Raw genomic sequence first — 18,205 nt, 5'->3', positions numbered from 1 at the left:
GAGTTCCATGATTCTAACATTACCTGACCACACAGAGCGACGCTAATTATCAGCTACCGGACGGACGACGTTACCGTTACCGTTACGACCCATTCGGCAGACGAATTGCTAAAGAGTGCCTGCAAACCCAGCAGCAGACGCATTACCTGTGGGACGGTAGCACGTTGGTACAGCAGAGCCAAATCACCGCCGACGGTACAGCACTGACCAGCACCGAATATCTGTACGAGCCGGGCAGCCACCGCCCGATGGCGCAGGTTACCACTCGTCACAGCAGCAACCGAAGAGACCTGCACTATATCGTCACCGACCATGCCGGGACGCCGCAGGAACTCGTCACCGAAACCGGTGACATTGAATGGCGTGGTGAACAGGCACTGTGGGGTAAATACCAGCAGCAACAGTTCAACCTCAAAATTCAACGCGGTTATCTCGAAGACGCGGCCAACGAAGCGCTGAGCTGCGATCTGCGTTATCAGGGACAGATCGAAGATCGGGAATCCGGGCTTTACTACAATCTCAATCGTTACTACGATGCAGACAGTGGGCAATATCTCAGTCCCGACCCGATAGGATTTGCAGGTGGGTTAAGGCCACAGGGTTATGTGCATAATCCGATGGAGTGGGTGGATCCGCTGGGGTTGACGGGAGATCCTGCAAACGCTACTCATATAACTTATCAAGGGATCAAAGATGGAAAGCCTTATGTTGGATATGCTAGTAAACCCGGATTGGGACATAGCGCTGAAGATGTATTGAAATATCGTTATGGAAATGATTTTAGTAAGTTTGATGTTAAGCCTGAGCCTTTTTATCGAGGAGATGGTTTAGAAGGTAAATATACAGCCCGAGGGTTAGAACAGAGAAGGTTTGAACAACTAGGTGGTTTAGATAAAACATCAAACCTCCAAAATCCTGTGGGTCCTAATAATCCAAGACGAGATGAGTATTTGAAAAAAGCAGATAATCATTTAGATAGTAAAGGTTGTAGTTAAGGAGGGAACATGGTTGTTAGGAAGAAAGAATTAATTGAAGATGCTGTTTTTTCTATAAAAGTAGATGGTTTTGGGTATGTTTTATCTCAATTGAGAGATGATAGTAGAATGGATATTTTTGATAATTTAAAAGATGACGATGAGTGGCAAGGTGAGGATTTAAATAAAGCTAATATATTATTTACTATAGTGGTTGCTGAACATAGACTTTTGAAATTATTTTCAAGGAATGTCACATCTGTTGTCAAAATAAATCAAAGGCCAAGATGTTTAATAGGATTGAGTTTATCTGAAGAAGTTAGGGAGTCTAGTTCACTGCCAGGGTTAAGACTAATTCGATATGAAAAAACATATGATCCTAATAATATTGAAGTGCTAATTCCTATGTTGGATCCTATTGTACATAAAGATTTGATATATTCATATGAATATATTGGAATGCAAGGTAATCCAGAAGAGATAAAAAATAGAATTGAATTATACTATAAAAATGGAATCAATTGGGATAAACAAAAGTCAGTACTCTATCCTGAATTAGAGCTGCCTCCTCGTGGATATAAAAATATAAGTTATGACGAATTTATAAAAAACAACTGATTGTATGATCATTATTGAGACTGTTCATTATTCTGTGTCACGCCCATTTTTATAAATCCAGGTATGGGGTGAGTCGACCTTCAAAGTGGATACTGAGCTGAGACAGCGTCAGGTTCCAGTTTTGCACCGGATGCGTCCATTTTTCACTGGCTTTCAACATACCTGCATACAATAGCTTGAGCAAGCTGGTTTCATTGGCGAAGCCACCTTTGGTCTTGGTCAGCTTGCGGAACTGCCGATGTACCGCCTCAACCGCATTGGTGGTGTAAATAGCTCTGCGAACCTGCTCGGGATATTTGAAATATACCGATAGGTTCTCCCATTTATTGCGCCATGACTGAATCACCAACGGATATTGTTGCCCCCATTTGATTTCCAGCTCATCAAGTTCGTGCTCGGCAGCCTTGAGCGTCGCAGCTTTATAGACGCACTTTAAATCTGCCATAAAAGCTTTCTGATTTTTGCTGGCGACATATTTCATCGAGTTGCGGATTTGATGGATAACACAGAGCTGAACTTCGGTTTGCGGATAAATGGTTTCAATCGCTTCTGGGAATCCTTTGAGACCATCGACACAGGAAATACAGATATCTTTGACACCGCGATTTTGTAAGTCGGTCAGGACACTGAGCCAGTAATGCGCGCCTTCGGCATCAGAGAGATAAATGCCCAGCAGCTCTTTTTTTCCTTCGATATTGAGTGCAAGGATGGTGTAAATAGCTTTGGAAACAAAGCGGCCGTTTTCCTTGATTTTGTAGTGAACGGCATCGAGCCATACGACCGGATAGACGGGGTCTAAATCGCGCTCCTGCCATGCTCTGAGCTCAGGAATAAGACGGTCGGTGATGGCGTTAATCGTGCCATTGGAAACGCTGATACCATACATATCCAGCAGATATTCGCGGATATGTTGATAGCTGTTGCCAAGGGCAAACAAGGAAAGGACATTGCGTTCCATCTCATCGGTCAGCCGGGTCTGGTGCTTCTTGACAGTTTGCGGGTCAAAAGAGCCATTGCGGTCACGGGGAGTTTCGAGTTCAAATTCGCCGGATGAGGTTTTGATATTTTTCCGGGACTTACCATTTTTTCGATTATCGGGTTCATCAGCAAGGTGCTGGTCAATTTCAGCGCCGAGAGCAGCTTCAGTGATTTGCTTAATCAGCGGCGTGAGCAGGCCATCTTTGCCGTTCAGTCCTTGTCCAGATTGGAGAGCTTTGGCAAAGGCCTGAATATCGATTTCGAATTTATCGTCAGACATAAAGTGTCATTTCCTTTTTGGTTCAGTTTACAGAAATGACACAGAATTTTGAACACTACCTCATTATTTATCAAGATTCCGGAGACTGTTCATTATTCTGTGTCACGCCCACTTTTATAAATCCAGATATGGAGCATCCGTTCCATATCACTAAACCTCAATCTTCCCCCAACAAACCCTTTCCGTCATCTCCCGCAATTTCTCCACTTCACTCTGCAAATAAACCAACTCTTCTGCGGTGATTTCGTAATGTTCGGAATAGCGGGCATCGATGTAGGCGCGTTTGAGGCGCTGGAAGCTGCGGCGGTGGAATTTGTTTTCCATCGGGAACAGTTCGGCAAAGGCCGGATCTTGCTGAGCACACATTGAACGCAGGCTTTCGAGATTATGGGTTTTGGGCAGGTAGTTGGTACAGACTAACAGGGTGCAGGCGAACAGACGTTCGGTGGCCTGATGAAGTTCAAAAGCCGCTTTTGTAAAGTCCTGACGGTCAATGCCGTGGCCGAAATCGATCAAAAAAGACTGGGCGCTTTTCATCCAGTGCTGAAAATGCTTACTGGCAATTGCAACTCGCTCGGTCTCACTTAAATTCCCCGGTGTGGGTAATTCCCGCTTATCGGTGCTGAACAGTTCAATACCCTGTTCCCGAATATCTTTAAAGAAGTAGTGACCTTGCTGGAGCTGTTGATGAACTTCATTGAGTGTGTGAACGATCAAGCCGAGTGGGGCAGAGGTGACCCGACGCGCAATCTGCTCTTCGGCACTGTGCCACACCGCATACTCTTCGACCAATGCCGAGCGGTTGACGATCACCAGAATATCGTAGTCGCTGATATAACCGTTGGGGCGATCACTGACCCATGTGCCTTTGGCATGGCTGCCAAACAGGATAATTTTAAGGATCCGAAACTCGGCCTTGCTGCCATTTTTGTTGTGCAAAAAATCATCCAGCGTATCGCGTAATACGGTGGTGATGGTATGAAGTTCTTGTTGCTTCCGCTCCGGGAGGTGATCGAGTGCTGTTTTCATCGCGGTTATCCTACTACGAGCCGGGGGCAAAACAAACTGTTACCGCGTCGTGCAGTGTTGTTTTTGTTGATGATTTGCGGTTTTGTCATGGTGATACCCTGCTGTGATTCAATGCTGGTATCGTGATCGATTTTGTTGGCAGCAGCGAGATTCACAGGGCCACTTTGCGACACAATTCAGGAAAACTCATACTTTTTTAATGCTTTGGTGGGGGCTATCAATGCTTCTCTGTCACGAATGGCGCTAATACTAAAGTAGCCGTAAATGCATAAAAAATGGGTAGTATTGCGACACTGAAACCAACAACTAAACCTTCGGGATCAAAAGGAATATAACTCATTGATAAAATGATGCCGTATACGGTTGTCGATCCCGCACTGATCCAATTGACTTTGATAAATCTTAAGCATTTTTTGTCAATAGACTCATTTTTTCGGAGAAATAACGAACAAATTGCCGGAACAAATGTGCAAATTAAAGAAAAGGAATCATAAAATTGCTGCCAATCATGGTTCAATAAATAAGCAAAAACAACAAGGCAACCCAGCCAATAAACAATGAATCCAATGCGACTCAATTCTCTTTCTCCCATATTATGAATTATCAGATAGTGACTTACTTTAACGTTGCCCTAAATGATGGACAAGTCCTGAATCGAATGAGGTTAAAAGAGGTATGAGCGCTCATAAAAACAGCTCGAATTTTTCAATATTTATCATCTGTCTCAAAATAAATAAAGTGCATGAGCAGATCCACGTCATTGGCTTGGGATAACTGGTAACGCTCGCCGACAATATCAGAGACCGCAGACTGCCAAAAACATAGTGCACCTGAATTTTCCTGCAGTACGCGAATTTGCCACTTACCGGGAAAAGCCTTGACGACTTGCGCGAGTGCTTGTCTACCGACCCCCTGACCTTTAAATTTACGCAGGACAAAAAACTGAGCCACATCATAGCGGGATGGATCACTCGGATAACGGTGAATCAAAACAAACCCTGCCAGTTCACTGTCTACCTCGATAAAGTATGGGACGTGATCTTTTTGTTCCCAGTACGGGTCAAACATCGACGGGTTGTAGCTGAATTTGCCGTCTTGGTCGGGGTTCCATTTCATGTACTCAGACATATCGTAGATATAATAGAAAAACAGATTTTCAAGGATTTTACGCTCTTCTTGGCGATTTTTAGCAGCTGAACGTCCATTTTTTCTGCCGGTTCTCCTTCATTGATGTCCGTGACTTGACGGTCATTCAACGGATAGGTAACCGCTTAAAAGCGCGAGGCTAAAAAGCGGTCACGGTTGTGTTTGTTGTTCGGACTTTTAGGGGCTGTTGATCTTTCGTGATGTTTTTTGCAGCAATTTGTCGTGCATTTAGTCAAGGCAGGTCATGTGAAGTGTAGCGACCTACATGAACCATGACCTAACGCTGGATAAATGAGCGACAAATGCTGCCCAGAGGGTTCATCTGAACGTGTCTTGCTCTTTGTTGCGGGTCATTTGCTTAGGATAGCTAAGCGGCATGCCCCGCGCCGCGATCAATACCCGTTCAGATTGAACAAAATTCAACCACGAAAGGTCAACAACCCCTAGTTAATTCTGGTCCAGAACGTCATGTCTACCGACGTTTCATCGATCAGTTCCAGGTATTCGAGCGCCACGGGATGACTTAACCACTGCTGGCAATAGGCCTCGGCCTTTTCTTGTGATGTTGCAAGCGCGACATCAGCATACATCTCATCTTTCCCCCGAACCAGAAAATGGAGCACGAGTTCATCTTGCCGGCGCAGAAATTCTTGTTCTACTTTGTGTGACAGTTCGACTAGTGTGGTTTCTGTTACCCCTTCTTTGAGTCTGAAGGTCGCAAATTCCATACCGCCAATGTTATCAATGTGATTGTTCTTTATCATGTTCATGCCTTAGTGATGAATTGAATTATGAGTCTAAGGCTTTGCTACTGACACCATTGTGTCAGTCAATATGGATATTTTTCAATTCAGGCGAATCTTTCAATTCGATGTATGCCGACAAAGCAACAAAATCAGGCAGAGAAGGCTCATTGTCGCACCGCTCTAATTGAGCGATGCGGTCAATTCTAAAGTCGCGATAGTCGCCGCGCATGTCACACCAAGCGCCTAACGTCCATTTACCGCCCCAATAAAATAACCCTAAAGGGAAGACTGTTCTCTCTGTGATGACCTCTGAAAGTGAGTGATAGGCGATATTGATCCAGCGCTTTTCTGCAATAGCCACATGGATTTTCTCCCAGATTTGATACGCCTTTGTTTCTCGGTGATTGGCAGGAACCCTCACAACACGATCCTGACCTGTGGTCTGGCGCAATTCACTGGGCCGCGCCGCCTCGATTTTTGACAGCAGAGACTGCGCTGAAGCCGCAAGATTCTTTCCTGTTAAAGATGCGATAAAACTGACGCCAGTGATCAGTGCTTCTAACTCTCCCGGTGATAATTGCAATGGCGGTAACTCGAATCCGGCTGATAATCGGTATCCGACTCCCGGCTCGCCATAAATCGGGATACCTGATAACGATAAGTCATCGATATAGCGATAAACGGTTCTTTCAGACACCAGTAACTTTTCTGCCAATTGTTTGGCGGTCATGGGCTGGTGTTTACGGAGCATATTTGTCAGTTGAAAAAGTCGGTCTGATTTGCGCATACTCGGGCCTGTGTGTCGTGAGGGGCTAATTATCTGCCAATGATTGTCGGTTACGCAATGGCTCCCAGAGTCCGGCTAAAGAAATAAAGGTAATTCCCAGAATTTCACGGAGTCCGAATGGCTCATGTGACCAAATTGCGGCACTGATTGAACCGGTGCTGATTTCGGTCATAAATAAAATACCAAGTATTCCCGGACTTAAGATTGAGGCGCCCCACAACACGGCCATTGCCGGGGGAATAATTAATAGTAAGGCAACCGGAAGCAAGTCAGTGAATCCGTCATAAACGGCTTTCCATGCGGGGATGTCCTGATGGCCCTTTATAGGGAGCTGTGTCAGTGCTAAGGCCATCAGACTGCCCCAGAAAAAATAGCAAAGTGTGGTATTTATAGTGTTGACGGTATCCGTCTTCTTTATCGATACTGCCGCCAGAGCCCATATAATCCCTGAAGCAAGCCCCATCCAGTCCCCGATATTTTGGGGGAATGGGATTCCCGAGTCGATTTTGAAGATAACCAATAAGCCGAGAAAGGCTAAGACCATGGTGATCCAGCGATCAAGACCAATATGTTCGCGTAAGAAATATCGGGCAAGTAATGTGCTCCACAACGGCGTTAAATAATATAACAGCATTGCGTTGATGACCTGAGTGTGGATCAGGGATTCCGCGTAGAGTACCAGTCCTGATGCTGCCAGCAGACTTGGCAAATGGAGTGATAATCCGCCTTGGAGTAGTTGCCGCAGTCGGAATAAATAAACCGGGAACAAGAGCATGAATGGTGCAACATAGAATAAAACCACACTCCATTGCCCACTGATCCCATCATGGTTGAGTGCCCGTAAAGGCATCCAAAGGATGCCCCAAATAAGTCCTGAAATTGTGACGGCGAGTATCGCTAACTTCTGGTGATCGTGTCTGTACATGAAAATGCCTCGCATGTGTGTGTGGAGGGAGGGGGAGGGCATTGATCTTATGGGGCTAGAGTCTGTTTTACTCGCGGAATTCGGACCTTGATTTCTCATGTGGACCCGCCCGCAGGCTGAGGCAACATCAAGATGATTGCGTATCATGAATGGTTAAGGTTTTATTCTCGATGGTGAAAAGTCCGGTATACTGAAGGCATTCATCCCCGAAGACTGATGCGATAAAGATTTGAAATGTTAGACTTTGCGACGTGTGATAAAGCGAGACTAGAGCGAGACCCGCAATATGACGGGGTGTTTTTCGTTGCCGTGATCACTTCAAAGATCTACTGCCGCACTGTTTGTCCCGTTCGTCAGCCGTTATCTAAAAATGTGACTTATTTTCAGACTGCATCTGCTGCTGAAGCCGCCGGCTATCGACCTTGCTTAAGGTGCAGACCTGAAACCGCACCGTTTTCTCCGGCATGGAATGGCACGCTGACAACGGTGAAACGGGCGATGCGCCTGATTGATGAAGGCGCACTTGACGGGACCAGTGTGGCAGTCTTTGCGGCTCGTTTAGGCGTCGGAAGTCGGCACCTGTCACGTTTGTTTCAACAACATGTGGGTGCCAGTCCGGTTCAGGTTGCCCGAACCAAGCGGCTGCAAAAAGCGAAGCGTATGTTGGATAACACGGATCTTAAAATTTCGAGTATTGCTTTTCAGGCCGGTTATGGCAGCCTCAGGCAATTTAATGCGTGTTTTCTTGAAAAGTATCGCCTGTCTCCCTCTCAATATCGTAAGAAATACGGCAGTCTCAAAGCAACAATCTAAGCCTGCGGTAAACGTCAGCGTTCGGAACCGTCAATGATCGTGTGCATCAGTGCTTCATCCTGCCGTGAGTGCCGGATTTGGATGATGTTTTCCCCGTTTTGCCAATCGTCATCTATTTTTGGTCAACAAAAATCAAACGATCGGTATCGAATCCCCGTTCTTTTGCCATACGGATAAACTGGTCGATGACCGGCTGTTCAACGGTTGGGGTGCGGGCTAATAGCCACAGGTAGTCAGTGTCCGGGCCGGAGATAAAGGCATAACGATAGTCATCATCGAGCGCAAAGATCACGTAGGAGCCGTAAAACGGGCCAAAGAAGGAAACTTTTAAATAGCCTTCTGAATCACTGTTGACAAAATAGGCTTTGCCCCGCGCTTCTTCCCACTGTTTTTCACTGGCCGAAAAGCCGCGATTGCGCACCGTTATTCCACCATCATCTCTGGGCGTATATTCTGCGGTAACATGGGTGAGGCCAGCTTCAAACGAATGATCTAAACGGGCAATTTCGTACCACTTACCCAGATAGTGGTTTACATCAAAATTGGAAACCGGCTCAACCCTTTCTGGCATACCGAGACATCCGGTTAAAGTCAGAGTCATCCACATCAGCAGCAATTTTTTCATCACATTTCCTTGTTTGGCGTTGTTTGTGTCGTTCGGCACTGAACGGCCGTTATCTAGCTTTGAGCATAGCTGATTCAATTCATTGTGCGAAGGCGGGATTGACAGACTCAGTCAATGGGACGGAGAGCCGCTGCGCGGTGAATAAAAAAACGCGGTGATGATCACCGCGTTTTGGATATAACAACAACTGCGTGCAACGCTTATTTATCAAGTGTTACGGTCAAATTATATTGGCCTGAGCCGCTGTAAGCGTAAACTTCAAAGTAATAATAGGCTTCATCTGCTTGGTAAGTGATTTGCTCATTAGAGCCTTCGTTTTCAGAAATCGCCACTTCTCGCCAGTTACTGCCATCCCAGCGTGCCAGTCTCAGATCGAAGTCTGTGCCTCGGGGGCCGACCAGTTTAGCTGTGATGGTGCCGCCACGATAAGCGAATGCCTGATTATTCGGTTCTGCATTACGGGCGCCTTCGGTGATGGTGTTGGTGTACACATTGGTTTGCGTGGTTGGTTCACCATTGCCGTTGTCACCGTTATCGCCACTATCACCATTCCCAGCGAGTAAGAATGAGATGGTTTGCGCCGGTTGTGAGATATCACTGATACTCAGGCCCGAATCCTGACCATTCCACCAGAGTGAGTTGGTGCCTCTTGACTTCCAGTCATTCGGATAGATGGCAGAGAATTCACCGTATTGACCATAAACGTCGTAGGCATCACCCCGGTTACGCAAGTATTCTGGATCACGGTTACCATCGGCATGTTCCATCTGGATATAAGGGTGCCATTCATCAGAATTATTCCCTTTTGGATCGACGTGCCAGATCGCCAGTCCGCTCCCCAGTTGTTCGGTATTTTGTCCGCTTTGATAGATAGCTTCCATGTAGAAGGCTTCAGCCGGGTTATTCGGGTTGGTCCACTTATAGGATTTGTTGCTGCCTGATGTCGCAGTAATGCGCCCAGTCGGTGCCTTTGGATTGACCGCCGGGTTCAATTCGACGACTGTTTCCCAGCCAGCCAGTTCACGTAACGGTGCCACTGGGGGAACCGGGTGGTACATTGAGCGAGGATTCGTTGCACCGTAGCCCATGATGCCGTATTGAGCCACAGAGCCGTTTGAGCTGCCGTCATAGTCATACAAATCTGGCCATTCAGCAATCAAGTGGCCTGATTCATGGGCGAAAGTCCCGATTGATAAACGGTCACCCATATCGGACATTTGCGCGGCATTGGTACAGACACCATCAGCACAAAATTGTGGATTCACGCCACCCATGTGAGGCCATAAACCGGTTGACCACGCACTGTTTGAATCACCCGCATAGAATATATTCAGGCCTTTGATTCGACCGTAGCGGTCTGTGGTTAAGGTTGAGAAATCGAAGCCCTGTTGATATTCCAACCACTCTAAAGCTTCATGGATTAACTCTTGCGCACGGACACCAAACTCAATATTTGGATTGGTATAATAAGATTTATTATGCTTCGCTCGATAATAAGAGGTTACTGTATTGGTATAATCCAGTTTGCCACCAGAAACAGAGCGGAAATATCCACGAATTGACTGGAAATTTCCATAACCTTTATAATTTAAATCATTTAAAAAGCTATCAACTTCTGTCGGGTCAATTTCACGGTGATCATCCGGGAAGTCAATTAATATGGTTAATCCACGAACATCACCGGTTACTTCACTGGATGAAGCCATACTCTGCACAAAAGATGTGGTTATTTTGTTAGCTTCTTGTGGAACATGTAATAATTTTTTACGGTTCTCTTCTGCCAAATTTTCTTTCGCTTTTGCGGACAGACCGGCTTGCTGTTCATGCTGAGAAAGAATGGTTGAATGAAGACTGCTTCTCAGATTCTGTTCAAGCTGTTCTTTGGCTTGAGTGACCAGTTCCCCTTTAGAAACAAGGGTTGTACCGTCATCTGAAACCTTTGCATAAGCGAGGCCGCCAAGCTGTTTGTCATAAATGACAAGCTTGCCGGAAGGTGTCCGCTGCTCAGCATAATAATCGTTCCCTTCGAGTGTGAGAGTGATGACATCCCCATTCGGTTGTTTGTAATCATACTGATAGCCATGATAAGGAATTGCCGAAAAAGCTGGTTGGCAAATAAAAAATAAGCTCATTAAGCCAACGGTTGTTTTTAATTTCATAATAGACGCTCTTTGTTTTTGAAATAATGTTTCATTATTGTTTCGGCAGAAATTTTACCAAGGATGTTATTTTTTATCGAAGGTTTTCTATACATAAGTTCAGTAAATTGATGGAAATAATTTTCTTATTGGGAGAGGTTAAAAAATACACCTAACTTTATTAATATAAATGTAAATATAGGTGTGAGTTATTAATGGTTAACTTGATAAGGTATCCAATAAATATCGTCTGGTAGGATGAGTTATATATATTTCATCTGTTTCTTGGTGACTTGTGAACCATTGGTGATGATCCGGTGAATTTATAGACTATGATTAGAGTCTGTACATGCGCTTCTGCCAGTTCTCAACGGCTGTGCTGCAGGAGATAACCACTGATGAGCAAGGGAGTTTACGTATGTCACCAGACACTCAAATCACACAGATGAAAGATGCGCAATCACTACTGCGCTTACATGATGTCACGGAGGAAGATTTAGATCTCATTCGTCAGTTCGGTCAGATGATGATTCCGAAACTGGGGGAGTATGTGAAACACTTTTATATCTGGTTGGAAAAGCTCCCGGAATATGCTCAGTTTTTCGGAGACCCCGGACGATTACGCTATGTTCAGGATTCTCAGATCCGCTACTGGACTGCATTTTTTAAAGCCAACATTGATAACAATTATGTTCAGGAGCGCCGGGATGTCGGGGAAGTTCATGCCCGCGTTGGCTTACCGCTACCAATCTATTTTGCCGGTATGAATACGTCGATGCTGATTTTTACGCAGCAGTTGTACGATGATTCGATGGAGACTGAGGATTATAACGCCTATGTCACCGCATTTATGAAGTTACTTCATATGGATACGACGATTGTCGTTGAAACATATTCCCGCCTGATTAATAAACGCTTTTCCGAACAGAGTAAGGCGCTACTGGCAATGTCAACACCGGTCACTATGATTTGGCAGGATATTCTGATGCTGCCGCTGGTGGGGATCATCGATTCCAAGCGCGCTCAGGATATTATGGCGGCGGTTTTGAATAAGATTTCCGTCAATCGGGCTAAGATTTTCATTATGGATATTTCCGGGGTGGCGGTTGTGGATACCGCCGTTGCCAACCACTTCATTAAAATTACCAAAGCCACCAAGTTAATGGGGTGCACTTGCCTGGTATCCGGTGTATCGCCTTCAATTGCCCAAACGATGGTTCAACTGGGAATCAATGTCGGTGAGGTCCAAGCCAATGCGACACTCAGAGATGCGCTTGAATACGCGTTTCAAATGGTTGGCCTCAATGTCACGTCGCTGAATCAGTTTTCGGAATAATTCAGGAGCGCAATGATGCGTGAATCGATTGCGATTAGTCAGCTTAAGCATGCTCTTGTGGCTTCGATTCAGACCGATCTTTCGGCTGATCTTCTGACCGATTTTTGCAATGAACTTTTGAGCCAGATTTCTGAAAATTATATCCGGGGTGTGTTGATCGACATGTCCGATGTAAAAACGTTGGATCGGCAAGATATTGAAGCGTTGATTCAGATTGCTCTGAATGTTCAGGTGATGGGACGGCAGTGTATTTTTGTCGGTTTCAGGCCCGGCATTGTGATGGGACTGATGAGCTTAGGCGTTGATACCTCCGCGTTATATTGTGCTGCTGATCTGGACCAAGGGCTGAAGTTGCTCCGAGAGCAACGGGAGCAGGGCAATGGATGAGCAAGTCTCGGTTAAGGCATTGGGGAATGCCTATCATATTTGCAGTGACTCAGATGTTATGAGCGCTGTGTTGGGGGTCTTTACCTTTGCTCAACAGCTCGATTTTTCTCCGACCGCAACGAGTGAAATTGCCACAATTGTTTCTGAGCTGGCAACCAATATTGTCAAGTATGCCGGCAGTGGCCGCATTGAGCTGGCTGAAATGCAGCGTGCTTGCGGACGTGTAACGAAACATGGGATACAAGTGATCGCCCGGGATTTTGGGCCGGGGATTGCTAACATTGAGCAGGCTATGGCGGAGCATTTTTCAACCGGCGGATCGTTAGGGATGGGACTACCCGGTGTGCAAAGAATGGTCGATCAGTTTGAGATCCAATCATTCACAGAAGCGTCTGGCACAAAGCAATGCGGGACGACCGTGAGTGTGATCAAATGGGGGGAAGATGATGCCGTTTGAATGGTTTTCTCGCTGTATTCCCTGTTTTGGCGAGTCTGAATCCGGTGATGGTCTGCTGGTGCGAGAAAATGATGCCGGTTTGATGGTTGCGATTATTGATGTGTTAGGACATGGGCCAGACGCTGCTCGTTTGGCCCGTGAGATGGAAGGTTATCTCGATAGTTGTTTTGATGCCCGGATACACGATGATCTTCCACAGCAACTTGAGCTGATGCATGACTATTTTCGCGGCCGTTTGGGGGCGGCGGTGACATTGGTCTTTTTTAATGTTCAGACGCGATGTTTTCAAGGCGTCGGGGTCGGTAATACGTTGATGAGAAAGTGTGGTGATGACTGGATTTCTTATTTTGCGCAGCCGGGAGTAGTCGGCGAGATGATCCCGACCCTGAACCTATTTCAAGGTTCATTTGGCAACAATGAACGTTTCTTATTCACCACGGATGGGATTAAGGAAAATTTAGATCTAAGACTGTGCCATTATGCTCAGTATCGTCCGCTCCCCCAGTTTGCTTCATTTTTAGTCGAACAGTTCGGCAAACCACATGATGATATGACGGTGATGGTGCTGGAGTACAAAGTATGAATGAACCGATCCGATGCTCTCTCTATAACGACAATGTCAGTAAACTGGCGATGCGGCGAAAGTTTCAGGCTATCTTCCGTTGTTACCGGTTTAGTGCTGATCAGCAGGATTATTTCATGCTGATGAGTGCTGATTTTGTACGGCAGATACTTGCATCTTTCGGTGAGTGCTCGGTTGATTTCATTGTTCAGCAAGAGCACGTCATGGTGAGGTGTTTGATCCCGGAAGGGGCTGAACCCAGAACATTTACAATTCCCGGTCTGAATCTTGAACAAAACCGGCAGTCAATCAGCTGGGTGGTTCCATGTGTTGCCAATTATCAGCCGACAGAATTTGAATTTGAGCAACTGGTCGTTCAATTACGAGAGAAGAGTCGTGATGAGCTGATGAGTGAACTGCAGTATAAAAACCAGCAGCTGGCACAACATCAGATTGGACTGGAGCAGGAAATTGCCCGACAGACGCAGGATTTACGTGACAGTGAAGCCTTTGCCCGGACCATCGTGGATGGTGCACCATCGAGCGTAGTGATCGTTGATGAGCAGGGAAAAATTCTGCTCTGGAATCAAACGGCCGAAGCGATCTATCAATATCGAAGTCAGGATGTCTTAGGTCAGCATTGTACCCAATTGCTGAAAATGGTAATGCCAGAGATACTGGCAGCGGTTTTGCGGCCGCCGATAACGATGCAAGACCAACCCAAGGTCTATGGCGAATTTTTTGAGGTTGAAACATATACCCAATCCGGGGTGATGATCCCGGTGGATTTAGGGATGACGATTTTTACGCTTGATGACCGTTGTCAGGGGGCTTTATTTTTACGCGATGTTTCTGCGCGTAAAATTGTCGAAAACGAGTTGTATGAAGCGCGGGAAAAGGCAGAAGAGGCGCTGAAGGTTAAATCGATGTTTCTGGCTAATATGAGCCATGAAATCAGAACCCCGATGAATGCCATTATCGGTATGTCTCATTTAGCGTTGAAGACGGATTTGACGGCAAAACAACATGATTATCTGTCTAAAATTCATAATTCCGCATCACTGTTATTGGGAATCATCAATGACATTCTCGATTTCAGTAAAATTGAAGCCGGTAAGCTGACCATTGAGCATGTCAGTTTTGAACTGGATGATATTTTTCACAATGTATCCATCATTAATGGTCAGAAGGCCTTTGATAAAGGGCTTGAACTCCTGTTTTCCGTACCGAGAGGGTTGCCGAAAAAACTGTGTGGTGATCCCCTGCGTCTGGGACAGGTCATTATTAATCTGGTCAATAATGCGGTGAAATTTACCGAGCAAGGGGAGATTTCAGTTGCTGTGAGAGAGGTGAAACGACAAGGGGAGAAAATTCAGTTGGAGTTCATCGTTTCGGATACAGGGATTGGGATGGGAGCCGAGCAGGTTGAACAATTATTTACGGCATTTACTCAGGCAGACGGCAGTACGACCCGCAAATATGGCGGTACAGGATTGGGGTTGTCTATCTGTCAGCGTCTGGTTGAGTTAATGGGCGGTAGTATTCGGGTTGAAAGTGAGCCCGGTCAAGGCAGCCATTTTACGTTTGATGTCTGGCTGAAAGCAGAGCGGGGGGCTCAGACAATCTCAGAAGGGTTACCCAATGCTTTGGATGATATCCGGGCGCTGGTGGTTGATGACAATGAACATGCCTTGATGGTCATGGGCGATATGCTCGATGTGTTGCCGCATAAACCGCTCTTGGTAAGTCATGCGGATGACGCGCTGGCACAAATCGATGCATCGGTGGCCGAAGGAAAGCCGATCAACCTTGTGTTGATGGACTGGAATATGCCGGATATGGATGGGATCGAGACTTGTCGTAAGATTCGTCAGACTGTGCCGCCAGAGCATCAACCTTATGTTGTCATGGTGACTGCCTATGATAAAGATGAACTTGCGCATGTGAGCGAGGAACTGCAATTGTCCGGTTATCTGGCTAAGCCGGTGGGACAATCGAAACTGTTTGATTTACTGGTGAATCTGTTTGGGCCTTCAGAACGTTTATCGCATCGTTCAACCGTCGATCGTTTTGCCCGTTCTCAGGATGATCTCACCGGGATTCGGGTGTTATTGGTCGAAGATAATGAAATCAACCAACAGATTGCACTGGAGCTGATGGAAGGCTGGGGAATGGATGTGGTGGTTGCCAATCATGGTCGGGAAGCGCTTCAGTTGTTGGCGCAGTCTCTGGAGGATTCTGCCGGATTTGATGTGATTTTTATGGATCTCCAGATGCCGGAAATGGACGGCTATGAAGCCAGTGAGCATATTCGTCGTAATCCGGTCTATGACGATATTCCGCTGATTGCAATGACTGCGCACGCGATGGTTGAAGAGCGGGAGCGCTGCTTTAGTTTGGGGATGAATGATCATATTTCTAAACCGATTGATCCGAGTGTTCTGTTAAGTACCATTCAGAAATGGTGTCGGGAGGAAGTACCAGCAGTTGCTGATTTACCCCGGGAGCAAACTCCGACGACGTCACTCACTTTCGTTCAGTCTCCGCCGCCTCAGTTAAATGAACTCTCTTTTTTGGATTACCGTAATGGGCTTATGAGATTGGCTGGTAATGAGCAGCTTTATCAGCGGTTGCTCTCTCAGTTGATCGATAAAGAACACGATATCGTACCGCGGATTCAAGATGCGTTAGCGCAAGGTGATTTGTCGCAAGCGGTGCTGATGGCACATACCTTGAAAGGTTCAGCGGCGAATCTCGGACTGATGCGGCTTTCCGATATTGCAGCCCGGATTGAAGTGATCATTAAGGATGAAAAAGGAGATGCAGCACTGGCAGCCATATTGCGTGAAGCTGAAAAACATATCGCACAATTGGTTCCCGCATTATGTCAGACACTTAAACGTCCGGAGCCCGCTGCGCAGCAGGATAATACGCTGACACAAGAGCATATTCATGTCATTCATCAGTTGGCATCTTTGTTAGAAGCATACGATAGTTATGCTGTTGAGTATCTTGATGAGCACTATCTGTTGCTCAAGAGCGTATTCACATCTGCGTCATTTGACGCCTGTTGTCAGTTTATTCATGACTGCGATTTTGAAGCAGCAAGTGATGCACTCAGAAAAGCAGTCAGTACTTATCCACTCGATCTTTCGATGGTGACAGGGGAAGAGCATGGATGACGAACGAGATACTGTATTAATTGTTGATGACAATGCCGAGAATCGTGCGCTGTTAGGCGAAGTTTTAAAGCCCTATTTTCATGTTCTGATCACAACCCGGGGGGATCAGGCAATAAAAGTGTGTCAGAAACATCTTCCGGATATCGTGTTGCTCGATATCATGATGCCGGAAATGGATGGTTATGAAGTGTGCCGCCGTCTGAGAGCGGATCCACGAACACAGACAATTCCGGTGATTTTTCTGACGGCAAAATCGCAAATAGAAGACGAGCAGCGCGGGTTTGATGCTGGTGCGGTGGACTATATTCTCAAGCCGATCAGTCCACCGATTCTACTGGCCAGAGTACATACGCATTTACGTCTGAATCAGGCAATGTCCGAGCTTGAGAACCAAAATCAGATGCTGGAGGCCCGGGTTCGGGAGCGAACTCGTCATTTGGAAAGTTTGCAGAATGCGACGATAGAAGCGATGGCCTCACTGGCCGAAACCCGCGATAACGAAACCGGCAATCATATCCGCCGGACCCAACATTATATGAGACATCTGGCGGAAGAACTTGTCCGGCAGGGGCTCTATCTGGCGCAGTTAACCCCGGAAACGATCGAGAATTTGTTCCGGTCAGCCCCTTTACATGATATCGGGAAAGTGGGAATCCCGGATGCAATTCTTCTGAAGTCTGACAAACTGACGGAGGATGAATTTGAGATCATGAAAAAACATACTGAGATCGGGCGGAACGTGATTGCTTCGGTAGAGTCCGCGCTTGATTTCGAATCCGATTTTCTCAAATGTGCCAAAGAGATCGCGATGAGCCATCAGGAAAAATGGGATGGTAGTGGTTATCCGCAGGGATTGAAGGAATATGAGATTCCACTGAGTGCCCGTTTGATGGCTCTCGCTGATGTGTATGATGCTCTGATTTCTGAACGGGTTTATAAGCCGGCATTTTCTCATGAGAAAGCTGTCAGCATTATCAAAAAAGGGAGCGGGACGCATTTTGAACCCGCCATTGTGGCGGCTTTTCTGGCCATTGAGCAACAATTTAAGGCGATTGCCCAGACATACAGAGATGACGGTTTTCACGCTGCTTCTTTTCCATGCCTGAATTCCGGGAACACTGACAAGGCGCTTGGTCGCTGAATCAAGTGGGCGATCAAGGCCCTGCAGAATACACGACATCATGGATCAATAAACAAATCTATTTCAGTCAGTGCTGCACCG

18 protein-coding genes are annotated in these 18,205 nt (G+C 46.3%); 9 read left to right on the top strand and 9 right to left on the bottom strand.

Translation table 11 applies throughout. From position 1 onward, the window contains the following. Positions 1-164 precede the first annotated feature (164 nt). The gene (locus OCV37_RS12920) at positions 165-995 is read left to right on the top strand and encodes an RHS repeat-associated core domain-containing protein (RefSeq protein ID WP_261888094.1); all 831 of its coding nucleotides are present in this window, start codon (positions 165-167) and stop codon (positions 993-995) included. A gap of 9 nt (positions 996-1,004) precedes the next feature. Continuing rightward, positions 1,005-1,592 carry a hypothetical protein gene (locus tag OCV37_RS12915; RefSeq protein ID WP_038181712.1) on the top strand — a complete coding sequence of 196 codons (588 nt, stop codon included), beginning with the start codon at positions 1,005-1,007 and terminating at the stop codon, positions 1,590-1,592. Positions 1,593-1,641: 49 nt separating this feature from the next. Here the strand turns inward: OCV37_RS12915 and OCV37_RS12910 are convergent, their stop codons facing one another. From OCV37_RS12910 to OCV37_RS12880, 7 genes are all read right to left on the bottom strand, one after another. Next, positions 1,642-2,850 carry an IS256 family transposase gene (locus OCV37_RS12910; RefSeq protein WP_261888062.1) on the bottom strand — a complete coding sequence of 403 codons (1,209 nt, stop codon included), beginning with the start codon at positions 2,848-2,850 and terminating at the stop codon, positions 1,642-1,644. Between the two features lie 150 nt (positions 2,851-3,000). Next, positions 3,001-3,879, bottom strand: a complete 879-nt coding sequence (locus OCV37_RS12905; protein WP_038181512.1) for a HEPN domain-containing protein — start codon at positions 3,877-3,879, stop codon at positions 3,001-3,003. A 217-nt stretch (positions 3,880-4,096) separates the two neighbouring features. Further along, complete coding sequence (locus OCV37_RS12900) at positions 4,097-4,471, bottom strand: hypothetical protein (RefSeq protein ID WP_038181509.1); 375 nt, start codon at positions 4,469-4,471, stop codon at positions 4,097-4,099. A gap of 113 nt (positions 4,472-4,584) precedes the next feature. Further along, the gene (locus tag OCV37_RS12895; protein ID WP_169739367.1) at positions 4,585-4,995 is read right to left on the bottom strand and encodes a GNAT family N-acetyltransferase; all 411 of its coding nucleotides are present in this window, start codon (positions 4,993-4,995) and stop codon (positions 4,585-4,587) included. A 473-nt stretch (positions 4,996-5,468) separates the two neighbouring features. Then, the gene (locus OCV37_RS12890; RefSeq protein WP_038181506.1) at positions 5,469-5,789 is read right to left on the bottom strand and encodes a hypothetical protein; all 321 of its coding nucleotides are present in this window, start codon (positions 5,787-5,789) and stop codon (positions 5,469-5,471) included. 61 nt (positions 5,790-5,850) lie between these two features. Then, complete coding sequence (locus OCV37_RS12885) at positions 5,851-6,558, bottom strand: helix-turn-helix transcriptional regulator (protein WP_038181502.1); 708 nt, start codon at positions 6,556-6,558, stop codon at positions 5,851-5,853. Between the two features lie 25 nt (positions 6,559-6,583). Beyond that, a complete protein-coding gene (locus OCV37_RS12880) occupies positions 6,584-7,483 on the bottom strand; it encodes a DMT family transporter (protein WP_038181499.1) in 900 nt (299 codons plus the stop codon). 234 nt (positions 7,484-7,717) lie between these two features. Between OCV37_RS12880 and OCV37_RS12875 the strand changes: the two genes are divergently transcribed. Beyond that, a complete protein-coding gene (locus tag OCV37_RS12875) occupies positions 7,718-8,296 on the top strand; it encodes a bifunctional transcriptional activator/DNA repair enzyme AdaA (protein ID WP_038181496.1) in 579 nt (192 codons plus the stop codon). A gap of 112 nt (positions 8,297-8,408) precedes the next feature. On the opposite strand, the gene OCV37_RS12870 is transcribed toward OCV37_RS12875, so the two are convergent. Beyond that, positions 8,409-8,921 carry a lipocalin family protein gene (locus OCV37_RS12870; protein ID WP_038181493.1) on the bottom strand — a complete coding sequence of 171 codons (513 nt, stop codon included), beginning with the start codon at positions 8,919-8,921 and terminating at the stop codon, positions 8,409-8,411. Positions 8,922-9,121: 200 nt separating this feature from the next. Then, complete coding sequence (locus tag OCV37_RS12865; protein WP_038181490.1) at positions 9,122-11,080, bottom strand: M6 family metalloprotease domain-containing protein; 1,959 nt, start codon at positions 11,078-11,080, stop codon at positions 9,122-9,124. Positions 11,081-11,477: 397 nt separating this feature from the next. Between OCV37_RS12865 and OCV37_RS12860 the strand changes: the two genes are divergently transcribed. Genes OCV37_RS12860 through OCV37_RS12835 form a run of 6 tightly spaced genes read left to right on the top strand, consistent with a single transcriptional unit; the run spans position 11,478 to position 18,124 of the window. Further along, positions 11,478-12,395, top strand: a complete 918-nt coding sequence (locus tag OCV37_RS12860; RefSeq protein WP_038181488.1) for a protoglobin domain-containing protein — start codon at positions 11,478-11,480, stop codon at positions 12,393-12,395. 12 nt (positions 12,396-12,407) lie between these two features. Next, on the top strand, positions 12,408-12,782 hold the full coding sequence (locus tag OCV37_RS12855; RefSeq protein ID WP_261888093.1) for an STAS domain-containing protein: 375 nt from the start codon (positions 12,408-12,410) through the stop codon (positions 12,780-12,782). Continuing rightward, positions 12,775-13,239: an ATP-binding protein gene (locus OCV37_RS12850; protein WP_051680554.1), complete on the top strand. Its 465-nt coding sequence runs from the start codon at positions 12,775-12,777 to the stop codon at positions 13,237-13,239. Before OCV37_RS12855 ends, OCV37_RS12850 begins: the two co-directional genes overlap by 8 nt. Beyond that, entirely contained in the window at positions 13,226-13,822 is a 597-nt protein-coding gene (locus OCV37_RS12845) for a SpoIIE family protein phosphatase (RefSeq protein WP_245609124.1), read from the top strand. Before OCV37_RS12850 ends, OCV37_RS12845 begins: the two co-directional genes overlap by 14 nt. Then, the gene (locus OCV37_RS12840; RefSeq protein ID WP_038181482.1) at positions 13,819-16,983 is read left to right on the top strand and encodes a PAS domain-containing hybrid sensor histidine kinase/response regulator; all 3,165 of its coding nucleotides are present in this window, start codon (positions 13,819-13,821) and stop codon (positions 16,981-16,983) included. Before OCV37_RS12845 ends, OCV37_RS12840 begins: the two co-directional genes overlap by 4 nt. Then, the gene (locus OCV37_RS12835) at positions 16,976-18,124 is read left to right on the top strand and encodes a response regulator (RefSeq protein ID WP_038181479.1); all 1,149 of its coding nucleotides are present in this window, start codon (positions 16,976-16,978) and stop codon (positions 18,122-18,124) included. The genes OCV37_RS12840 and OCV37_RS12835 overlap by 8 nt, the downstream gene beginning before the upstream one ends. Positions 18,125-18,205 lie beyond the last annotated feature (81 nt).

The sequence above is a fragment of the Vibrio rhizosphaerae genome (assembly GCF_024347095.1).
GTDB lineage: Bacteria > Pseudomonadota > Gammaproteobacteria > Enterobacterales > Vibrionaceae > Vibrio > Vibrio rhizosphaerae.
This window is presented reverse-complemented; position numbering and strand designations above follow the sequence as displayed.